General features: G+C 68.5%; 9 protein-coding genes. 4 read left to right on the forward strand and 5 right to left on the reverse strand.

Features of this window, described 5'->3' with window-relative positions; all coding sequences use genetic code 11:
- Nucleotides 1-67: 67 nt before the first annotated feature.
- Nucleotides 68-2,833: a TonB-dependent receptor gene (locus N8888_RS00340; RefSeq protein ID WP_065182101.1), complete on the reverse strand. Its 2,766-nt coding sequence runs from the start codon at nucleotides 2,831-2,833 to the stop codon at nucleotides 68-70.
- 285 nt (nucleotides 2,834-3,118) lie between these two features.
- On the opposite strand from N8888_RS00340, the gene N8888_RS00345 reads away from it, so the two are divergent.
- From N8888_RS00345 to adhP, 3 genes are all read left to right on the forward strand, one after another.
- Nucleotides 3,119-4,138 carry a sugar kinase gene (locus N8888_RS00345; RefSeq protein ID WP_053515997.1) on the forward strand — a complete coding sequence of 340 codons (1,020 nt, stop codon included), beginning with the start codon at nucleotides 3,119-3,121 and terminating at the stop codon, nucleotides 4,136-4,138.
- Nucleotides 4,125-4,763, forward strand: a complete 639-nt coding sequence (gene eda / locus N8888_RS00350; RefSeq protein WP_065174105.1) for a bifunctional 4-hydroxy-2-oxoglutarate aldolase/2-dehydro-3-deoxy-phosphogluconate aldolase — start codon at nucleotides 4,125-4,127, stop codon at nucleotides 4,761-4,763. The genes N8888_RS00345 and eda overlap by 14 nt, the downstream gene beginning before the upstream one ends.
- Nucleotides 4,764-4,857: 94 nt before the next feature.
- Nucleotides 4,858-5,886, forward strand: a complete 1,029-nt coding sequence (adhP, locus tag N8888_RS00355) for an alcohol dehydrogenase AdhP (RefSeq protein ID WP_053515992.1) — start codon at nucleotides 4,858-4,860, stop codon at nucleotides 5,884-5,886.
- A 92-nt stretch (nucleotides 5,887-5,978) separates the two neighbouring features.
- Here the strand turns inward: adhP and N8888_RS00360 are convergent, their stop codons facing one another.
- Nucleotides 5,979-6,854 carry a methylglyoxal synthase gene (locus N8888_RS00360; RefSeq protein WP_065182100.1) on the reverse strand — a complete coding sequence of 292 codons (876 nt, stop codon included), beginning with the start codon at nucleotides 6,852-6,854 and terminating at the stop codon, nucleotides 5,979-5,981.
- 287 nt (nucleotides 6,855-7,141) lie between these two features.
- Between N8888_RS00360 and N8888_RS00365 the strand changes: the two genes are divergently transcribed.
- The gene (locus tag N8888_RS00365; protein ID WP_263176702.1) at nucleotides 7,142-9,475 is read left to right on the forward strand and encodes an ATP-binding protein; all 2,334 of its coding nucleotides are present in this window, start codon (nucleotides 7,142-7,144) and stop codon (nucleotides 9,473-9,475) included.
- On the opposite strand, the gene N8888_RS00370 is transcribed toward N8888_RS00365, so the two are convergent.
- From N8888_RS00370 to N8888_RS00380, 3 genes are all read right to left on the reverse strand, one after another.
- Nucleotides 9,461-10,906 (reverse strand): glutamate synthase small subunit GltD family protein, encoded by a 1,446-nt coding sequence (locus N8888_RS00370; protein ID WP_065182099.1) that lies wholly within the window; start codon nucleotides 10,904-10,906, stop codon nucleotides 9,461-9,463. The genes N8888_RS00365 and N8888_RS00370 overlap by 15 nt on opposite strands.
- A gap of 95 nt (nucleotides 10,907-11,001) precedes the next feature.
- Nucleotides 11,002-15,456, reverse strand: a complete 4,455-nt coding sequence (gene gltB, locus N8888_RS00375) for a glutamate synthase large subunit (RefSeq protein ID WP_263176704.1) — start codon at nucleotides 15,454-15,456, stop codon at nucleotides 11,002-11,004.
- A 174-nt stretch (nucleotides 15,457-15,630) separates the two neighbouring features.
- The gene (locus N8888_RS00380; protein WP_053515984.1) at nucleotides 15,631-16,020 is read right to left on the reverse strand and encodes an I78 family peptidase inhibitor; all 390 of its coding nucleotides are present in this window, start codon (nucleotides 16,018-16,020) and stop codon (nucleotides 15,631-15,633) included.
- Nucleotides 16,021-16,027: the final 7 nt, after the last annotated feature.

The following is a 16,027-nucleotide window of genomic DNA, read 5'->3' on the forward strand; positions in this document are numbered from 1 at the left end:
GCACCTTGCGGCGCAGCAGCGGTCGTGGCGAACGGCGATGCACCGGTCGGCGCATCGCCGGCGCTGCTCAGAACTTGTAGCGCACGCCGAGCAGGAACTGACGGCCGGTCTCGGTGTACTGCAACGGCAGGCGGCCGGTCGCGGGCGAATACACCCACTCATCGGACGCTTCGTTGGTCAGGTTCACGCCTTCCAGGCTCAGTTCCAGCTGGTCACTGATCCGGTAACGGATCGACGCATCGATGACCGTGGTACCGGTCATGCCGTGGTAGCCGTCCAGATTGAAGCCGGTTTCCTGGCCCGGCACCTGGGTCAGGTAGTCATCGCGGTTGGTGGCCGAGATGCGCCCGGAGAAGGTGGTGCCTTCGTAGAACAGGGTCGCGTTCCACGAGGTGTTGGACAGGCCCAGCAGATCGTTCTTCATCACCGGCTGACCGGCCGAGTTGATGTACTGGATCTTCGAATCCACCCAGGTGTAGTTCAGCTGCAGACCGAGGTTGGCCCACTTGCCCGGCAGGAAGGTGAAGGGCTGGGTGTAGTTCGCTTCTGCGCCGAACAGCTCGCCACCCGGGGTGTTGACCGGACGGGTGAAGGTGAACTCATCGGTCGGCGATGCGCCGGTGCCGATCAGCAGTTCGGCAGGCAGGCCGCTGTCGGTGTACGGCCGATTCTCGCGCAGCGTCTGTACGGAGGTTTCGATGTCCTTGTAGAACAGGCCAAGGCCGGCCATGGCGCCTTCGGCGAAGTACCACTCGAAACTCAGATCGACATTGGTCGCGCGGGTCGGATCCAGGTTGGGGTTGCCGCTGGAGATGGTGCGTGCGCCACCGGCCACGGCCACAGTGGCACCCGGCGTCAGGCTGCCCAGGCCGGGTCGGGTCATCACCTTGGCCGCACCCAGGCGGATCAGGAAATCGGGGGTGACTTCGGCAACCAGGTTGAACGAGGGCAGGGTGTCGTCGTAGGTGCGGGTGGCGGTGGTGGACGTGGTGCCACTGGCCAGCGTCGACAGCCCGGTGGAGGACTGCTTGGTGCGCACATAGCGTACGCCGACGTTGCCGGACAGCGGCAGCGAGCCGATCTCGGTGGAGAACTCACCCATCAGGTAGGCACCGCGATCCTTCTCTTCCACGCTGCGCACGTTGTTGGCGCGCGGTGCGACGGCGTAGATGCCGCTGTTGCTGTAGATGTCGAACTGATCGGCGACGGCGTCCAGATCCGGCACCACCCAGTTCGAGGGATTGCCGCTGATGCCCTTCAGCCCGGCCTGTGTGGTCATGTCCACCGGAACGATCCTGCTGCCATCGGCGAAGGTGGGCACGGCCAGCTCGCTGCCACGGCGCAGTTCGGTGGTCTTGAACGTGTAATCCTTGGCCAGCACGCCACCCTTGAGGCGGAAGCCGGGGCTGATGTTCCAGTTGAAGTCGATCTGGCCGGTATCGAAATCATTGTCCACGTACTGCGGTCGCAGGCGGATCTCCGCCAGTTCCCAGCCGTTGGGATCGGTGGGATCGATGCCGTAGTTGAGGATCGGCGAGCGGTTGTTGCCCCGGTAGTCGTAGCTGTAGCCGTCGACGTCGTACTTGTCCATGATGATGGTGGTCTGCACCGGGTTCTCATGCCGGGACCGCGAGACCCCCAGCTTGCCGGACAGGGTGAAGTCGTCGCTGAAGCGGTGCTGGCCGTTGAGGCTGATCTGCTTGAACTCGGTGCTCCACTCGTCGTGGCGGTTCTCGCTGCGGATGTCGACGTTGTCGAACTCGCCGTAGACCAGCGCGTTGTTCTCGATGACGCCGTTCCTGACGATCATCGACGGCTTGCCGGCCAGGCGTGGCTGGCTGGTGTTGGCACCGCGGCTGAAGGAAATCGCCTCGATGTAGTGCTCGTCGCGGGTGGCATCGATTTTCGAGTACAGCGCGTCCAGCGAGATCTCGGTCGCGTCGCTGGGCTTCCACTGCAGCGTACCGGTCACGCCCAGGCGCTTCTGCTCATGTTCCATCTGCACGTAGCGCGGGAAGCGCGGGTGGTAGACGTCGGCACTGCGCGCGGCGGTGAACGGGGACGAGGCACTGAAGTTGCCGTTGCTCGGGCCGTTGGCCCAGCGGCCCGTGTTGGAGCCCTCCTCCAGCGCCTGGCGCTCGGAGTAGGCCACCGACAGCAGGGCGCCGAACGTACCGTCGGCGAAGATGTTCGACACCAGCGCGGCCATGCGCGGGTCGGCCTTCTCCGCCATCGCGTTGTAGCCGGCCTGGCCGCTGGCGGCGAAGGTGAAGCCGTCATAGTCGAACGGCCTCGCCGTGCGCAGATCGACGGTGGCGCCCAGCGAGCCTTCTTCGACATCGGCCGAAGCGGTCTTGCGCACCACCAGCTGCGAGAACAGGTCGGAGGCGAAGACATTGAAGTCGAAGCCACGGCCGCGGTTGGTACCACCGCTCTGATCACCGGCGCCGACGGTGGTCAGCGCCTCCATGCCGTTGATGCGCACGCGGGTGAAATCCGGGCCGAGGCCGCGCACCGAGATGTTGCGGCCCTCGCCGGCCTCGCGGGTGATGACCACACCCGGGATGCGCTGCAACGACTCGGCCAGGTTCAGATCCGGGAACTTGCCGATGTCCTCGGCGACGATGGCGTCGACCACGCCGGCCTCGCCACGCTTGATGTCCAGCGCCTTCTCCACGCTGGCGCGGTAGCCGGTGACGGTGACCGTATCCAGGTCCGTGGCGCCGGCGGCGCTGCTCTGCTGCTGGGCGGTCGCATTGGCCGCCAGGGCCAGTCCGACGGCCATAGCGAGCAAGGTAACCGGTGTCTTTTTTTGGTGGTTCCGAGACTGCATGCCTTTCCCCTCTCCCAAAGGTCTGGTGCTGCGGCTGTTTCAGCGTGATGACACCGCTGGTCAGAGCGGACGTTAGCAGCACGTCCCGGATCCGGCATCTTGCACCGCAACAGATCTGAAATGTCTCCAAGAGGCTTGCAGGACAATGCTTCCGTCAGTTCCTACGGGTGCGTGGGGCGCATCGGAAGGCTAGAATGACACCGATGGCCAAACGCCGCGCCGACGCGTGGTACACATTCACGCCGTGCAGTTTCACATGCTGGCGGCAAGCGGGGAGGAGTGGAGATGGGGCGTATCGTATGTTTCGGGGAACTGCTGCTGCGGCTCGGCGCGCCCGGTCGCGAGCTGCTGCTGCAGTCGCCGCAGCTGCAGGTGCACGTGGGCGGGGCGGAAGCAAACGTGGGTGTCTCGCTGTCCCGATTCGGACATGACGTGGCCATGGTCAGCACGGTGCCCGGCAATGCCCTGGGGGCGCACGCACTGGGTGAACTGCGCCGCCATGGCGTCGATACGCGGGCGGTGCGCGAGGTGGCGGACGGTCGCATGGGCCTGTACTTCCTCACCACCGGCGCGGTGCAACGTGCCAGCGAGGTGGTGTACGACCGGGCCGATTCAGCCTTCGCGCGCAGCACTGCAGCCGATCATGACTGGCCGGCGCTGCTGCAGGGCGCGGACTGGCTGCACCTGTCCGGCGTCAGCCCTGCGCTGGGGCCGCAGGTGGCCGAGGCGACGCTGGCGGCGGCATGCGCCGCGCGTGCCAGTGGCGTGCGCGTTTCCTTCGACGGCAATTTCCGGCCCACGCTGTGGCAGCGCTGGGGCGGCGACGCGCAGGCGATCCTGCATGCCCTGTTCGACCAGGCTGACATCGTGTTCGCCGACTACCGCGATATCGAAGTGATCCTGGGCCAGCGCTTTACCCAGGCCGGCGCCGTGGAGCGCGTGGACGCTGCCGCAGCGGCGGCATTCGCCGCGTTCCCGCGGCTGCAATGGCTGGCATGCACGCAACGGCAGGCGCTGAGCGTGGACCATCATGCGCTGGGCGCCCTGCTGCTGGGCCGTGAGGGCGTGCGTGCGCAGGCGCCCGTGCGGCAGCTGACCGGCATCATCGATCGCATCGGCGGCGGCGATGCCTTCGCGGCAGGCATCCTGCATGGCATCCTGTCAGGCTTCGATGCCGACGCCACCGTGCGTTTCGGCCTGGCTGCCGGCGGACTGAAGCATTCCATCCCCGGCGATTTCAATCCTGTCAGCGAAGCTGACGTGCTGGCCCAGATGGGCGAGGAGCGATTCGATGTCCGGCGCTGATCCGCGCGTTCGCGCGGTACTGAAACTGGCACCGGTGATTCCGGTGTTCACCCCCGATGATGTCGACGATGCCGTGCAGGTGGCGCAGGCGCTGTTCCGGGGCGGTCTGCCGGTGATCGAGGTCACCCTGCGCACACCCCGTGCGATGGATGCCATCCGGGCAATGGTCGAGGCCGTACCCGACGCGGTGGTGGGGGCCGGAACGGTGCTGACGCCCGCGCAGATGGAGGCGGCCAGGGCCGCAGGTGCGCGCTTCGCGGTGTCGCCGGGCGCAACGCCGACGCTGTACGCGGCCGCGCGCGATGCCGACCTGCCGTATCTGCCGGGCGTGGCCACGGGGTCCGAGCTGATCCTTGGCCTCGAGCATGGCCTGGATACCTTCAAGTTCTTCCCCGCGGTGCAGGCCGGCGGCGCGGCACTGCTGGCGGCCTGGCACGGCCCCTTCGCCGACGTGCGCTTCTGCCCGACCGGTGGCATCAGTGCCCAGACCGCGGCGCAGTTCCTGCACCTGCCGAACGTGCTGTGCGTGGGCGGTTCATGGCTGACCACGGCGGCCTTGCTGCAGACCCGCGACTGGGGCGCGATCGAACGCCTGGCACGCGAGGCGTCCGTGCTGGCGGGCTGAACCGGCAGGCAATCTTCCAGGATTTGATCGGGATCAAAGCGCCGGCCTCGTGCCGGCGTCACTCTGTCTGCAAGCGCACGACGGAGGAAAACCCATGAACAGAACCATGAAGGCCGCTGTCGTTCGCGAGTTCGGCAGCCCACTGGTCATCGAGGAAGTTCCGGTACCACGCCCGGGGGCGGGCGAGGTGCTGGTCAGGATCGAAGCCTGCGGTGTCTGCCACACCGACCTGCACGCCGCCGAGGGCGACTGGCCGGTGAAACCGGACCCGCCGTTCATCCCCGGCCACGAGGGCGTGGGGCACATCGTGGCCGTGGGCGGCGGGGTCGGGCATGTCAAGGAAGGCGACAGGGTCGGCATCCCCTGGTTGTACTCGGCGTGTGGCCATTGCGAACACTGCCTGGGCGGCTGGGAAACGCTGTGCGAGACGCAGCGCAACACCGGCTACTCGGTCAACGGCGGCTTCGCCGAGTTCGCACTGGCCGATGCCAACTATGTCGGCCTGCTTCCGAAGGAGGTGGGCTTCGTCGAGATCGCGCCGGTGCTGTGCGCCGGCGTGACGGTCTACAAGGGCCTGAAGGTGACGGACACGAAGCCCGGTGACTGGGTGGCGATCTCCGGCATCGGTGGCCTGGGCCACATGGCGGTGCAGTACGCGCGTGCGATGGGCCTGAACGTGGCTGCCATCGACGTGGAGGACAGCAAGCTGGCACTCGCGCGGCGGCTGGGCGCGCAGGTCACGGTCAACGCGCGCACGACCGATCCGGCAGCATTCCTGAAGAAGGAGATCGGTGGCGCACACGGGGCGCTGGTCACCGCGGTATCGCCCAAGGCCTTCGAGCAGGCGCTGGGCATGGTCCGGCGGGGCGGCACGGTCTCGCTCAACGGACTGCCACCGGGCAACTTCCCACTGGACATCTTCGGCATGGTCCTCAATGGCGTGACGGTGCGCGGTTCGATCGTCGGCACGCGGCTGGATCTGCAGGAGTCGCTGCAGTTCGCCGCCGAGGGCAAGGTGGCGGCCACGGTCAGCACCGACCGCCTGGAAAACATCAACGAGGTGTTCGCCCGCATGCGCGCGGGCACCATCGACGGGCGCGTGGTACTGGACATGGCCGCCTGACACCCGTGCATGGCCGCCGCGGCCCGGCACCCTCTCCCACGGGTGCGGCGGTCATGCCGATCGATGCGCGCCCGGCGCAGCGGCACAGGTGGTCAGCGCTGTGACCCAGCGCGCCGGGCGGCAGCCGTCGCCCAGCGCGCCGCCACCACCGGAGCCGTGATGCACACCGCCTGGTCGGTCACCGTGGTCACCGCGCGTTCCAGCAGCTGGATGTCTGCCTCGTGCTGGCGTGCCACGTGCGGGTCCTCGAAGAAGATGGCGCGCTGGCAACGGCCCTCCAGCACGCGGTCGGCGATCTGCGCATCGCCCCCCATCGGTCCGCTCTGGTAGCGCGTCACCCAGGGCGTGTCGCTGGGCCAGCCGCGGCTCCATGCCAGCTCGTTGAGGCGCTGACCGGTGGTCCCGGTCGCCACCCGCTCGCCGAAGCGTGCCAGCACGTCGAAGTGCTCGTCGGCGAAGGCGAGCATCGCCGCCTTCATCGCATCATGCGCGATCAGTGCCAGGGTCTGGGTACCGAAGGCGTGCAGATCGTCGGCACCGGCGTCGGCCTGCAGGCCGGCGTGCACGCGCTCCACCTCGATCCAGTCGCGTGCGGTGGCTACCGTGGAAATGAAAGGTTTGCCGTGGATCACGCACTGCCGCTTGAGCGCGGTCGCTTCGGGAAACACCGAGGACGGATCGACCGGATCGATCAGATAGATGGCACCGTCGAGCGTGCGCTGCGGGCCCATGCCGACCACCTCCGCGACCAGCTTCATCAGCCCGCCCTCGCGGCCGTAGGGATAGCGATGGAGGCCGGCATAGCCGTCGAGGAAGCCGTGGCGCCCGATCGCATCATGGGTGCGGCCGACAGCGTGCAGCGTGATGCCCAGTTCGCGCAGGCCCGGTTCGCAGGCACGCAGCCAGCGGAACAGGGCGGCGCGCGCATCCTGGTGGTGGAGCCGGTTGGCGGCCAGGCCGATACGCATCGAACGCTCCGTGGGCTGGTAGAAGCGGCAGTTTATGTCGCGAATGGCCAATTCTGCGCGCTTTGCAACTTTCCTCATTGTTGCTGTGCCGTGCGTCGCTAGCGTGGCAGGCAGAGCGGTACCGCTGCGCGGCCGTCGTCTCCGCCTGCGATTCGAGGATGCCCATCGTGAATGCTGCCGGCCCTGCGGCCGCATCCATTGCACGCTCCTGCCCGTGGCTGCGATCCCGCATCGTGCTGCCTGCCCTGTTGCTGTGGCCCATGATCACGCGGGCCGACGGGTGCGACATGCCCCTGGTCGTGGCCTGGCCCAGTGACCGCCCGCCACTGTCCTTCAGCGCGCAGGGCCAGCCCGGCGGCCTGGTTGCCGACTACCTGCGGCGGCTGGGCGAGCAGATCGCGCTGCGTCCACATCCGCTTCCCGCCGCGGCCGGCGCGGTCGGGGCGCTGCCGGCCGGTACCCAGGCCGTGCTGGGATGGCCGCGCGAGCAGGTGCCCGACGGCTGGGTCGTGAGCAGGCCCTACCTGCAGCTGTCACAGGTGATCGTGCGCCGTCGCAACGACACGCCACTGCAGGGACTGGGCGGTCTGCGCGGCCGCCGCGTCGCCAGCCTCGACACGGTGCCACTGGCGGCCCACCTGCGTGAGCAGGCGCCGGGCGCATGGCTGCTGCAGGTCGACGCGCTCGATCATGCGCTGCAGCTGCTGGCCATCGGCCAGGTCGACGCGGTAGTTGCCACGTTGGCCGAAGTGGAAGCCGCATTGCGCAGGCCCGGCAGCGATGCCCTGGTGATCGCCGCGCCGGCCGGCTTCGATGATGCCTGGGTGCTGGCGGCTGCGCCGGCCTGTGCGGCCACCGTCGCCGCCTTCGACACCGTGCTGCAGGAACTGGACGACGCGCAGCGCGACGCGCTCCGTGCGACGTGGGCGCCCAGCGGAGCACGCGCGCCGCCCGCACGGTCGCCGCTGCGCTGGCTGGTGCCGGTGCTGCTGGTCGCGCTGGCGCTGATCCTGGTGTATGCCTTCGGCTACTGGAGGCTGCATCGCGAAAGCAGCCAGCGCCGCGCGCTGGAACAGCGACTGCAGGAAGTGACCGCCAACCTGCCTGCGGTGGTCTACCGGGCGCGCCGCAGCGGCGAGGGCGACTACAGCCTGCCGCTGGTCGCCGGCGACGTGCAGTCGCTGTTCGGCATGAGTCTGGACAGTGTGCGGCTGGACCATCGCCGGCTCATGGCGGCGGTGCATGTCGACGATCGCAAGCCGGTGCTGGATCATCTGGAAGCCGCAGCGCGGGCCCGTGCGCCGATCGACATCACCTTCCGCACGCTGGGTCCCCATGGCTGGCGCTGGATCCGTTCGCATGGCAGGCCGTTGCCGGGCGAGAGCGACGACATCGAGTGGAGTGGCTACTGGATGGACGTCAGCCCGGCGCAGGCACGCACCCGTGCCCTGGCCGGGGCACGCCATCAGGCCGAAGAGACTGCAGCGGCGAAGACGCACTTCCTGGCCACCATGAGCCACCAGATCCGCACACCGATGAGCACGCTGCTGGGCATGCTCGAATGCCTGGCGGACAGCCCGCTGGACCCGTGCCAGCGGCAGGTCCTGTCCACCGTCGATGTGGCCGCGCAGATGCTGCGGCAGATTCTCGATGATGTGCTCGACAGTCATCGGTTGCAGGCGCTGCCGTTGCAGCTGCGTGCCACCGACATGGGTGCGCTGGCCACGGCCGTGCAGCAGCTGCTGGCACCGATGGCGGCCAGCCGTGCCTTGCACCTGCGGTGCGTGCTTGATCCTGCGCTGCAGCGGTGGCTGCTGGCCGATGGCCTGCGCGTGCGCCAGGTCCTGTTCAACCTGGTGGGCAACGCACTGAAGTTCACCCTGCACGGAGGTGTGGAACTGCGGCTGCGGGTGCTGCGGACGCAGGCGGCAGGACAATGCCTGCGCCTGCAGGTGAGCGACAGTGGCGTAGGCATCAGTCCCGAGCGGCAGCAGGCCGTGTTCGCCGATTACATCCAGGCCGAGCCGTCGACGGGGCGCCGGTTCGGCGGCAGCGGCCTGGGCCTGGCCATCTGCCGGGACCTGGTGGCCTCGATGGGCGGCGAGCTGCAGCTGCAAAGCTCGCCGGGCAAGGGCACGCGCATCTGGTTCGACCTGGAGTTCGCCAGCTGCCTGGCGCCACTGGAGGCGGTGCCGGCCATGGCCGAGGTGGTCGCGCGACTGCCTGCGGCACGGGTGCTGGTGGCCGAGGACCACCCGACCAACCTGCAACTGCTGGTGCAGCGGCTGCGCGAGCTGGGCCTGCAGGTGCACGCCACTGCCGATGGCCTGCAGGCGCTGGCGGCATGGCGGGCGCAGGGCTTCGATGTTGTCGTTACCGATTGCCACATGCCCGGCATGGACGGGTTCGCGCTGGCGCGTGCGATCCGCGAAGACCCCTGCCCTTCGCGTGCACGGGTGCCGATCATCGCGCTGACGGCCAGCGTGCTGGAGAGCACGCGCGAGGCCTGTCGTGCCGCCGGCATCGACCGGTTCCTGGCCAAGCCGGTCGACACCCAGGGGTTGCGCGCGACGCTGGCCGACGTACTGCCGGCAATGGAACCCGGCTCAGTTGGACAGTAGACGGACGATGCTGGCAGCGGCGTCGCGGCCTTCAGCCACAGCGGTTACCACCAGGTCGGCGCCGCGTACCGCATCACCGCCGGCGAACAGGCGCGGATGCGCGGTCTGGAAGGGCAGCCGGTCCTTGCCGCCGGCAACGATGCGACCGTTCGCCTGGCCCTGCACACCGTGTTCGGCCAGCCAGGCCGGAACGCTCGGCGCGAAACCGAAGGCGATGATGACCACGTCCGCCTCCAGCAGCGACTCGCTGCCCTCGATCGGCACCGCGTTGCGGCGTCCCTGGGCGTCGGCCTCACCCAACCGGGTTTCAACCACGGTCACGCCGATCGCTTCGTCGTCGGCGCCGGCCTCGATCGACAGCGGCTGCCGGTTGAACAGGAAGCGCACGCCTTCCTCGCGCGCATTGGCGACTTCACGCGCGCTGCCGGGCATGTTGGCCTCGTCGCGACGGTACGCGCAGGTGACCTTGGCCGCGCCCAGCCGCACCGCGCTGCGCACGCAGTCCATGCCGGTGTCGCCGCCGCCGAGCACGACCACGCGCTTGCCGTTGAGGTCGGGCAGGGCGATCTGGTCCTCCCAGCCGGCGATCGGTCGACCCTGCGGGTCATCGCCGCCGACGATGCGGCTGTTCTGCACCAGGAACGGCAGGGCCGGCAGCACCCCCTTCAGGTCCTGGCCCGGCAGGCCGCCGTCGGTGTAGCGGTAGGCCCCGGTGCCGACGAACACCGCGTCGTGGCTGTCCAGCAGCTGCTGCACGCTGATGTCGCGGCCGATCTCCACGCCCAGGCGGAACTGCACGCCCATCCCTTCGAGCACCTCGCGGCGACGATGGATGACGTCCTTGTCCAGCTTGAAGCTGGGGATGCCGAACTGCAGCAGGCCGCCGATCTGCTCGTAGCGGTCGTACACCACGGCGGTGATGCCGGCCCGGGCCAGGCGATCGGCACAGGCCAGACCCGCCGGACCGGCACCGATCACCGCCACGCTGTGGCCGGTGGGCTGCACGGCACCCAGGTCCGGACGCCAGCCGCTGGCGAGTGCGGTATCGACGATGTACTTCTCCACCGCGCCGATGGTCACCGCACCGAATTCCTCCAGGGTGCAGCTGCCTTCGCACAGGCGATCCTGCGGGCAGACCCGGCCGCACACCTCCGGCAGCGGATTGGTGCTGTGGCACAGGGTGGCGGCCTCGTGGATGCGGTTCTCCTGCACCAGCTGCAGCCACTGTGGAATGGCGTTGTGTACCGGGCATTTCCAGCTGCAGTAAGGGTTGCCGCAGTCCAGGCAGCGCCCGGCCTGGTACTGCGCATCCTCCTTGCCGAACTTTCCGTACAGCTCGCCCCAGTCGCCGGAGGTACGCAGTTCAACCGGAATGCGCTGCGGCATGGTGCGGGGCAGATCGAGGAACTGGAAGGCGTGCTTGCGGCTCATGGCGGGCTCTGTGATTTCGATGGCCGGCCAGAGGCCGGCACTACTGCGGTGAGGGAGCAGGCGCGCGCCGGTTGCGGGCGGCGCGCCGGAGGCGCTTACGCCGCGCGTCGAAGGGTCTCGGTCAGCGATTCGATGCTGGCGGCCTTCGGTTTGACCAGCCAGAACTTGCCGATGTAATCGCGGAACTCGTCCAGGATCTGCTGCGCCCAGATGCTGCCGGTCAGTTCGCGATGGCGGCCGATCAGGCGGTGCAGGTGCTGGCGGTAGTTCTCGAAGCCTTCGGCGGACACGCGATGGATGTCGATCAGCTCGTGGTTGTAACGGTCCACGAAGTCGCGGTCCACATCCAGCACGTAGGCCAACCCCCCGGTGAAGCCGGCACCGAAGTTCAGGCCGACCTTGCCCAGCACCAGTACCACGCCGTCGGTCATGTACTCGCAGCAGTGATCGCCGGCGCCTTCCACGACCGCGAGCGCACCGGAATTGCGGACCGCGAAGCGCTCGCCGGCACGTCCGGCGGCGAACAGCTCGCCACCGGTGGCGCCATACAGGCAGGTGTTGCCGATGATCGCAGTGCTGCGCGCCTCGAACCGCGCGCCGCGCGGCGGACGTACCACCAGGCGGCCGCCGGCCATGCCTTTGCCGACGTAGTCGTTGGCTTCGCCCTCCACTTCCAGATGCAGGCCGCCGACATTGAAGGCGCCGAAGCTCTGTCCGGCGCTGCCACGGAAGCGAAGCTCCAGGGGGGCGTCGGCCATGCCCTGGTTGCCGTGCGCGCGCGCCACCGCGCCGGCCAGGCGGGTGCCGATGCTGCGGTCGGTGTTGTGGATCAGGAAGCGATGTTCGCCCCCCCTGCGCTGTTTGATCGCGTCCGCCAGCAGGCCATCCATCTGCGTGGCCAGGCTGTCCGGCGATTCGTACAGCCGCTGCGCCGCGCAATGGCTGCCTTCGTAGCGCGCATCTGCCAGCAGGCGCGACAGGTCCACGCGCACGCCGTCGCGCGGTGCGGCCTCGATCTGCCGCAGCAGGTCGGTGCGGCCGACGATCTCCTCCAGCGAACGCGCGCCCAGGTACGACAGCCAGCCACGCACTTCCTCGGCCAGCAGGCGGAAGAAATTCTCCACGCGCTCGGGCTGGCCGGTGAAGTGGTTCTCGCGCAGGCGTTCGTCCTGGGTGGCCACGCCGGTGGCGCAGTTGTTGAGGTGGCAGATGCGCAGGTACTTGCAGCCCAGCACGATCATCGGCGCGGTGCCGAAGCCGAAGCTGTCCGCACCCAGCAGCGCGGCCTTGACCACGTCCAGGCCGGTCTTCAGGCCACCATCGGTCTGCAGCAGGGTGCGCCCGCGCAGGTCGTTGGCCAGCAGCGCCTGGTGCGCTTCGGCCACGCCCAGTTCCCACGGCACACCGGCGTAGCGGATCGAGCTGACCGGCGAGGCACCGGTGCCGCCGTCGTGGCCGGAGATGGTGATCAGGTCCGCGCCGGCCTTGACCACGCCGGCCGCGATGGTGCCGACGCCGGCATGGCTGACCAGCTTCACCGACACCAGCGCGGTCGGGTTGACCTGCTTGAGATCGTAGATGAGCTGCGCCAGGTCCTCGATGGAATAGATGTCGTGGTGCGGTGGCGGCGAGATCAGGCCGATGCCCGGCCGCGCGTAGCGCAGGCGGGCGATCAGCTCGTTGACCTTGTGCCCCGGCAGCTGGCCGCCTTCGCCGGGCTTGGCGCCCTGCGCGACCTTGATCTGCAGCACCTCGGCATTGACCAGATACTCGGCGGTGACACCGAAGCGACCCGACGCCACCTGCTTGATCTTGCTGCGCCGTGGGGTGCCGTAGCGGGCCGGGTCTTCGCCACCTTCGCCGGAATTGCTGCGGCCGCCGAGGCGGTTCATCGCGATGGCCAGCGCCTCATGCGCTTCCGGCGACAGCGCGCCGAGGCTGATCGCGGCGGTGTCGAAGCGCGGGAACAGTTCGCTGGCCGGCGCCACCTCGTCCAGCGGCGTGGGTGTCGGCGCCGGCACCAGCTGCAGCAGGTCACGCAACGCCGATGGCGGCCGGGCATGCACGGCATCGCAGTACTGCTGCCAGGCGCGGGCATCACCACTGCGCGCCGCGCGCTGCAGGGTGGTGACCACGTCCGGGTTGTACATGTGGTACTCGCCGCCGTGCACGTACTTCAGCAGGCCGCCGACATCGACATCCTGCTGTGCATCCCAGGCCTGCGCGCACAGTTCGCGCGCATCGGCATCCAGCCGCGCGAAGCCGGCGCCGCCGATGCGCGAGGCGGTGTCGGGGAAGCACAGCGCGACCACTTCCGGCTCCAGGCCGATGATCTCGAACAGCTGCGCGCCGCGGTAGCTGGCCACGGTACAGATGCCCATCTTCGAGATGATTTTCGACAGGCCCTTGTAGATGCCCTTGCGGTAGCGGCGGCCGATCTGCGACTGCTCACCGCCCTTGCTGAGCTTGAGGATGCCGCGCCGGCCGAGGTCGAACAGGGTCTGGTAGGCAAGATACGGGTACACCGCGGTGGCCCCGAAGCCGAGCAGGCAGGCCATATGGTGCGGGTCGCGCGCAGTGCCGGTCTCGACGATCAGGTTGACGTCGCAGCGCAGCCCCAGCCGCGAGAGGTGATGATGCACCGCACTGGTGGCCAGCAGGGCGTGCACCATCGGTCGCCCGGCCACCGGATAGCGGTCGGACAGCAGCAGCATCACCATGCCTTCGCGTGCGGCGCGTTCGGCCTCCGCACAGATGCGCTCGATGCCGTTGCGCAGCCCTTCTTCCTCGCTGTAGGACAGGTCGAGCAGGCGGTTGGCCTGCAGGTACTGGTCCATCTTCAGCAGCTGGCGCAGCTTGCGTTGGCTCAATACCGGCGAGTTGAGGATGACGTGGTTCACCGTCTCCGGGCCGGCATGGAAGATGTTGGTCTCCTTGCCGAGCTGGGTGGACAGGGACATGGCGCAGTCTTCGCGCAGCGGATCGATCGGCGGATTGGTGACCTGCGCGAATGCCTGCCGGAAGTAGTCGTACAGTGGCCGGCTGCGCTGGCTCAGTACCGCCATCGGCGTGTCATCGCCCATCGAGCCGGTGGCTTCCTGCTCGGTCTCGGCCAGCGGCCGCAGCACCTGCTCCACCTCCTCGCTGCTGAGCTGGTACAGCTTGTGGTAACTGCGCAGGGTGCCCTCGTCGAAGGGCTCCTCCACCAGCGAAGGATCGATCAGTTCGGTCTGCAGGTAGGTCACGCCCTGCTGCAGCCACTGCTTGTACGGTGCGCGGCCGCGGTTGATGCGGTCCACCGCGTCCGAATCGAGCAGGTCGCCGCGCTTGAGATCGATGGCCACCATTTCACCGGGGCCGAGCTTGCCCTTGCGTACCACGCGCTCGGTCGGCACTTCCCACACGCCCGCTTCGGAGGCGACCAGGAAGTGGCGGTCGGCGGTCAGCATCCAGCGCGCCGGGCGCAGGCCGTTGCGGTCCAGCGTACACACCGCATAGCGGCTGTCGCAGGCGACGATGCCGGCCGGGCCGTCCCAGGGCTCGCTGTTGAGGCCATGGAACTCGTAGAACGCGGCCAGATCCGGATCCTTGAACTCCAGCGACTGCGTCGCCGGTGGCACCAGGATGCGCAGCGCCTGGATCAATTCCATGCCGCCGGCGACCATCAGTTCCAGCATGTTGTCCAGGCTCTGCGAGTCCGAGCCATGCATGGAGATCACCGGATCGAACTCGGCGATGTCGAAGCGCGGTGTCTTCCACACCTTGCTGCGCGCCTGCGCCCAGCGACGGTTGCCCTCGATGGTGTTGATCTCGCCGTTGTGCGCGAGCAGGCGGAACGGATGCGCCAGCGGCCAGCGCGGCAGCGTGTTGGTGGAGAAGCGCTGGTGGAACACGATCGCGCTGGAGGCCAGCTCGCGCCGCTGCAGGTCCGGATAGAAGCGGCTGAGCTTGTCCGGCAGGACCATGCCCTTGTAGCTGATTGCATCCGGGGTAAGCGTGGTGACGTAGAAATCGCCATGGTCGCGCAGCTGCTGTTCGCTGCGACGGCGTGCGAGGTACAGCGCCAGGGCGAAGCCGGTGCCGTCCTGGCCGACACCGGCATCGACGAACACCTGCTCGATGCGCGGCAGCGTATCGCGCGCGAGCTGGCCGCAGACACTGTCGTCGATGGGAACCTCGCGCCAGCCCGCCACGCGGCAGCCTACCGCTTCAAGCTGCACCTGCAGCTGCGTCCGGCAGGCCTGCGCGGCGTCGGCGTCGTGCGGAAGGAACACCAGGCCCGCCGCGAAGCGGGTGGCCACGGTGATGCCCGCTTCGCTGGCCAGCAGTTTCAGGAATGCATCGGGGCGACGCAGCAGCAGCCCGCAGCCATCACCGGTGAGCCCGTCAGCGGCGACGCCGCCGCGATGGGTCATCCGCGAAAGCGCGGCGATGGCGGTATCCACCAGCAGGCGCGACGGCTGGTCGTCGAGCTGCGCGACCATGCCGAATCCACAGGCATCGCGCTCGGAGCGCGGGTCGTAAAGCCCTTGGCGGTTGCGGGGGGCCATCTCTACCTCGATGCGGAATGAAATGAGCGGGGACACTCAAGCCCGCCCAATCCCTGGAGCGCATCGTGAGGCCACCGGATGCCTCGAATAAAGCACAGGTTGCTGCAACGCCGCAATACACGGTTGCAGGTGCAACGGAAAGCGCCGGCGGTGATCCGCCGGCGCGGGCCGGGATCAGCCGCAGCGGACGCCGCTGACCACGTCCTTGGCGTCCACTTCGATGTTCAGGCGGTCGCCCAGGAACTCCATCGTGGTCGCGTCATTGGGATGCAGCACGCGCACCTGCTGAGCACCGGCATCTTCCTGGGCCTGCTTGCCCAGCGCGTCGGTGTAGGCCTGGCCGACCAGGCTCTGCACCTGGCTGGCGTCGCAGGTGCCCACCGGCGGTGCCTCGGTGGCCTTGCCGGCTTCATCGGCCGGTGCCTTGGCGGCTTCGGCGGCCTGCTGGGCGTGGGCCGTGGCCGAATCCTGTTCATCCAGCGCCGGCGCCTGGCAGGCGGACAAGGCCAGCACGGCCGGCAGCAGCAGGGCGGAGAGCGAACGGGCGCGAATCGGGAACGACATCATGACT

This window comes from Stenotrophomonas maltophilia, assembly GCF_025642255.1.
Lineage (GTDB): Bacteria > Pseudomonadota > Gammaproteobacteria > Xanthomonadales > Xanthomonadaceae > Stenotrophomonas > Stenotrophomonas maltophilia_P.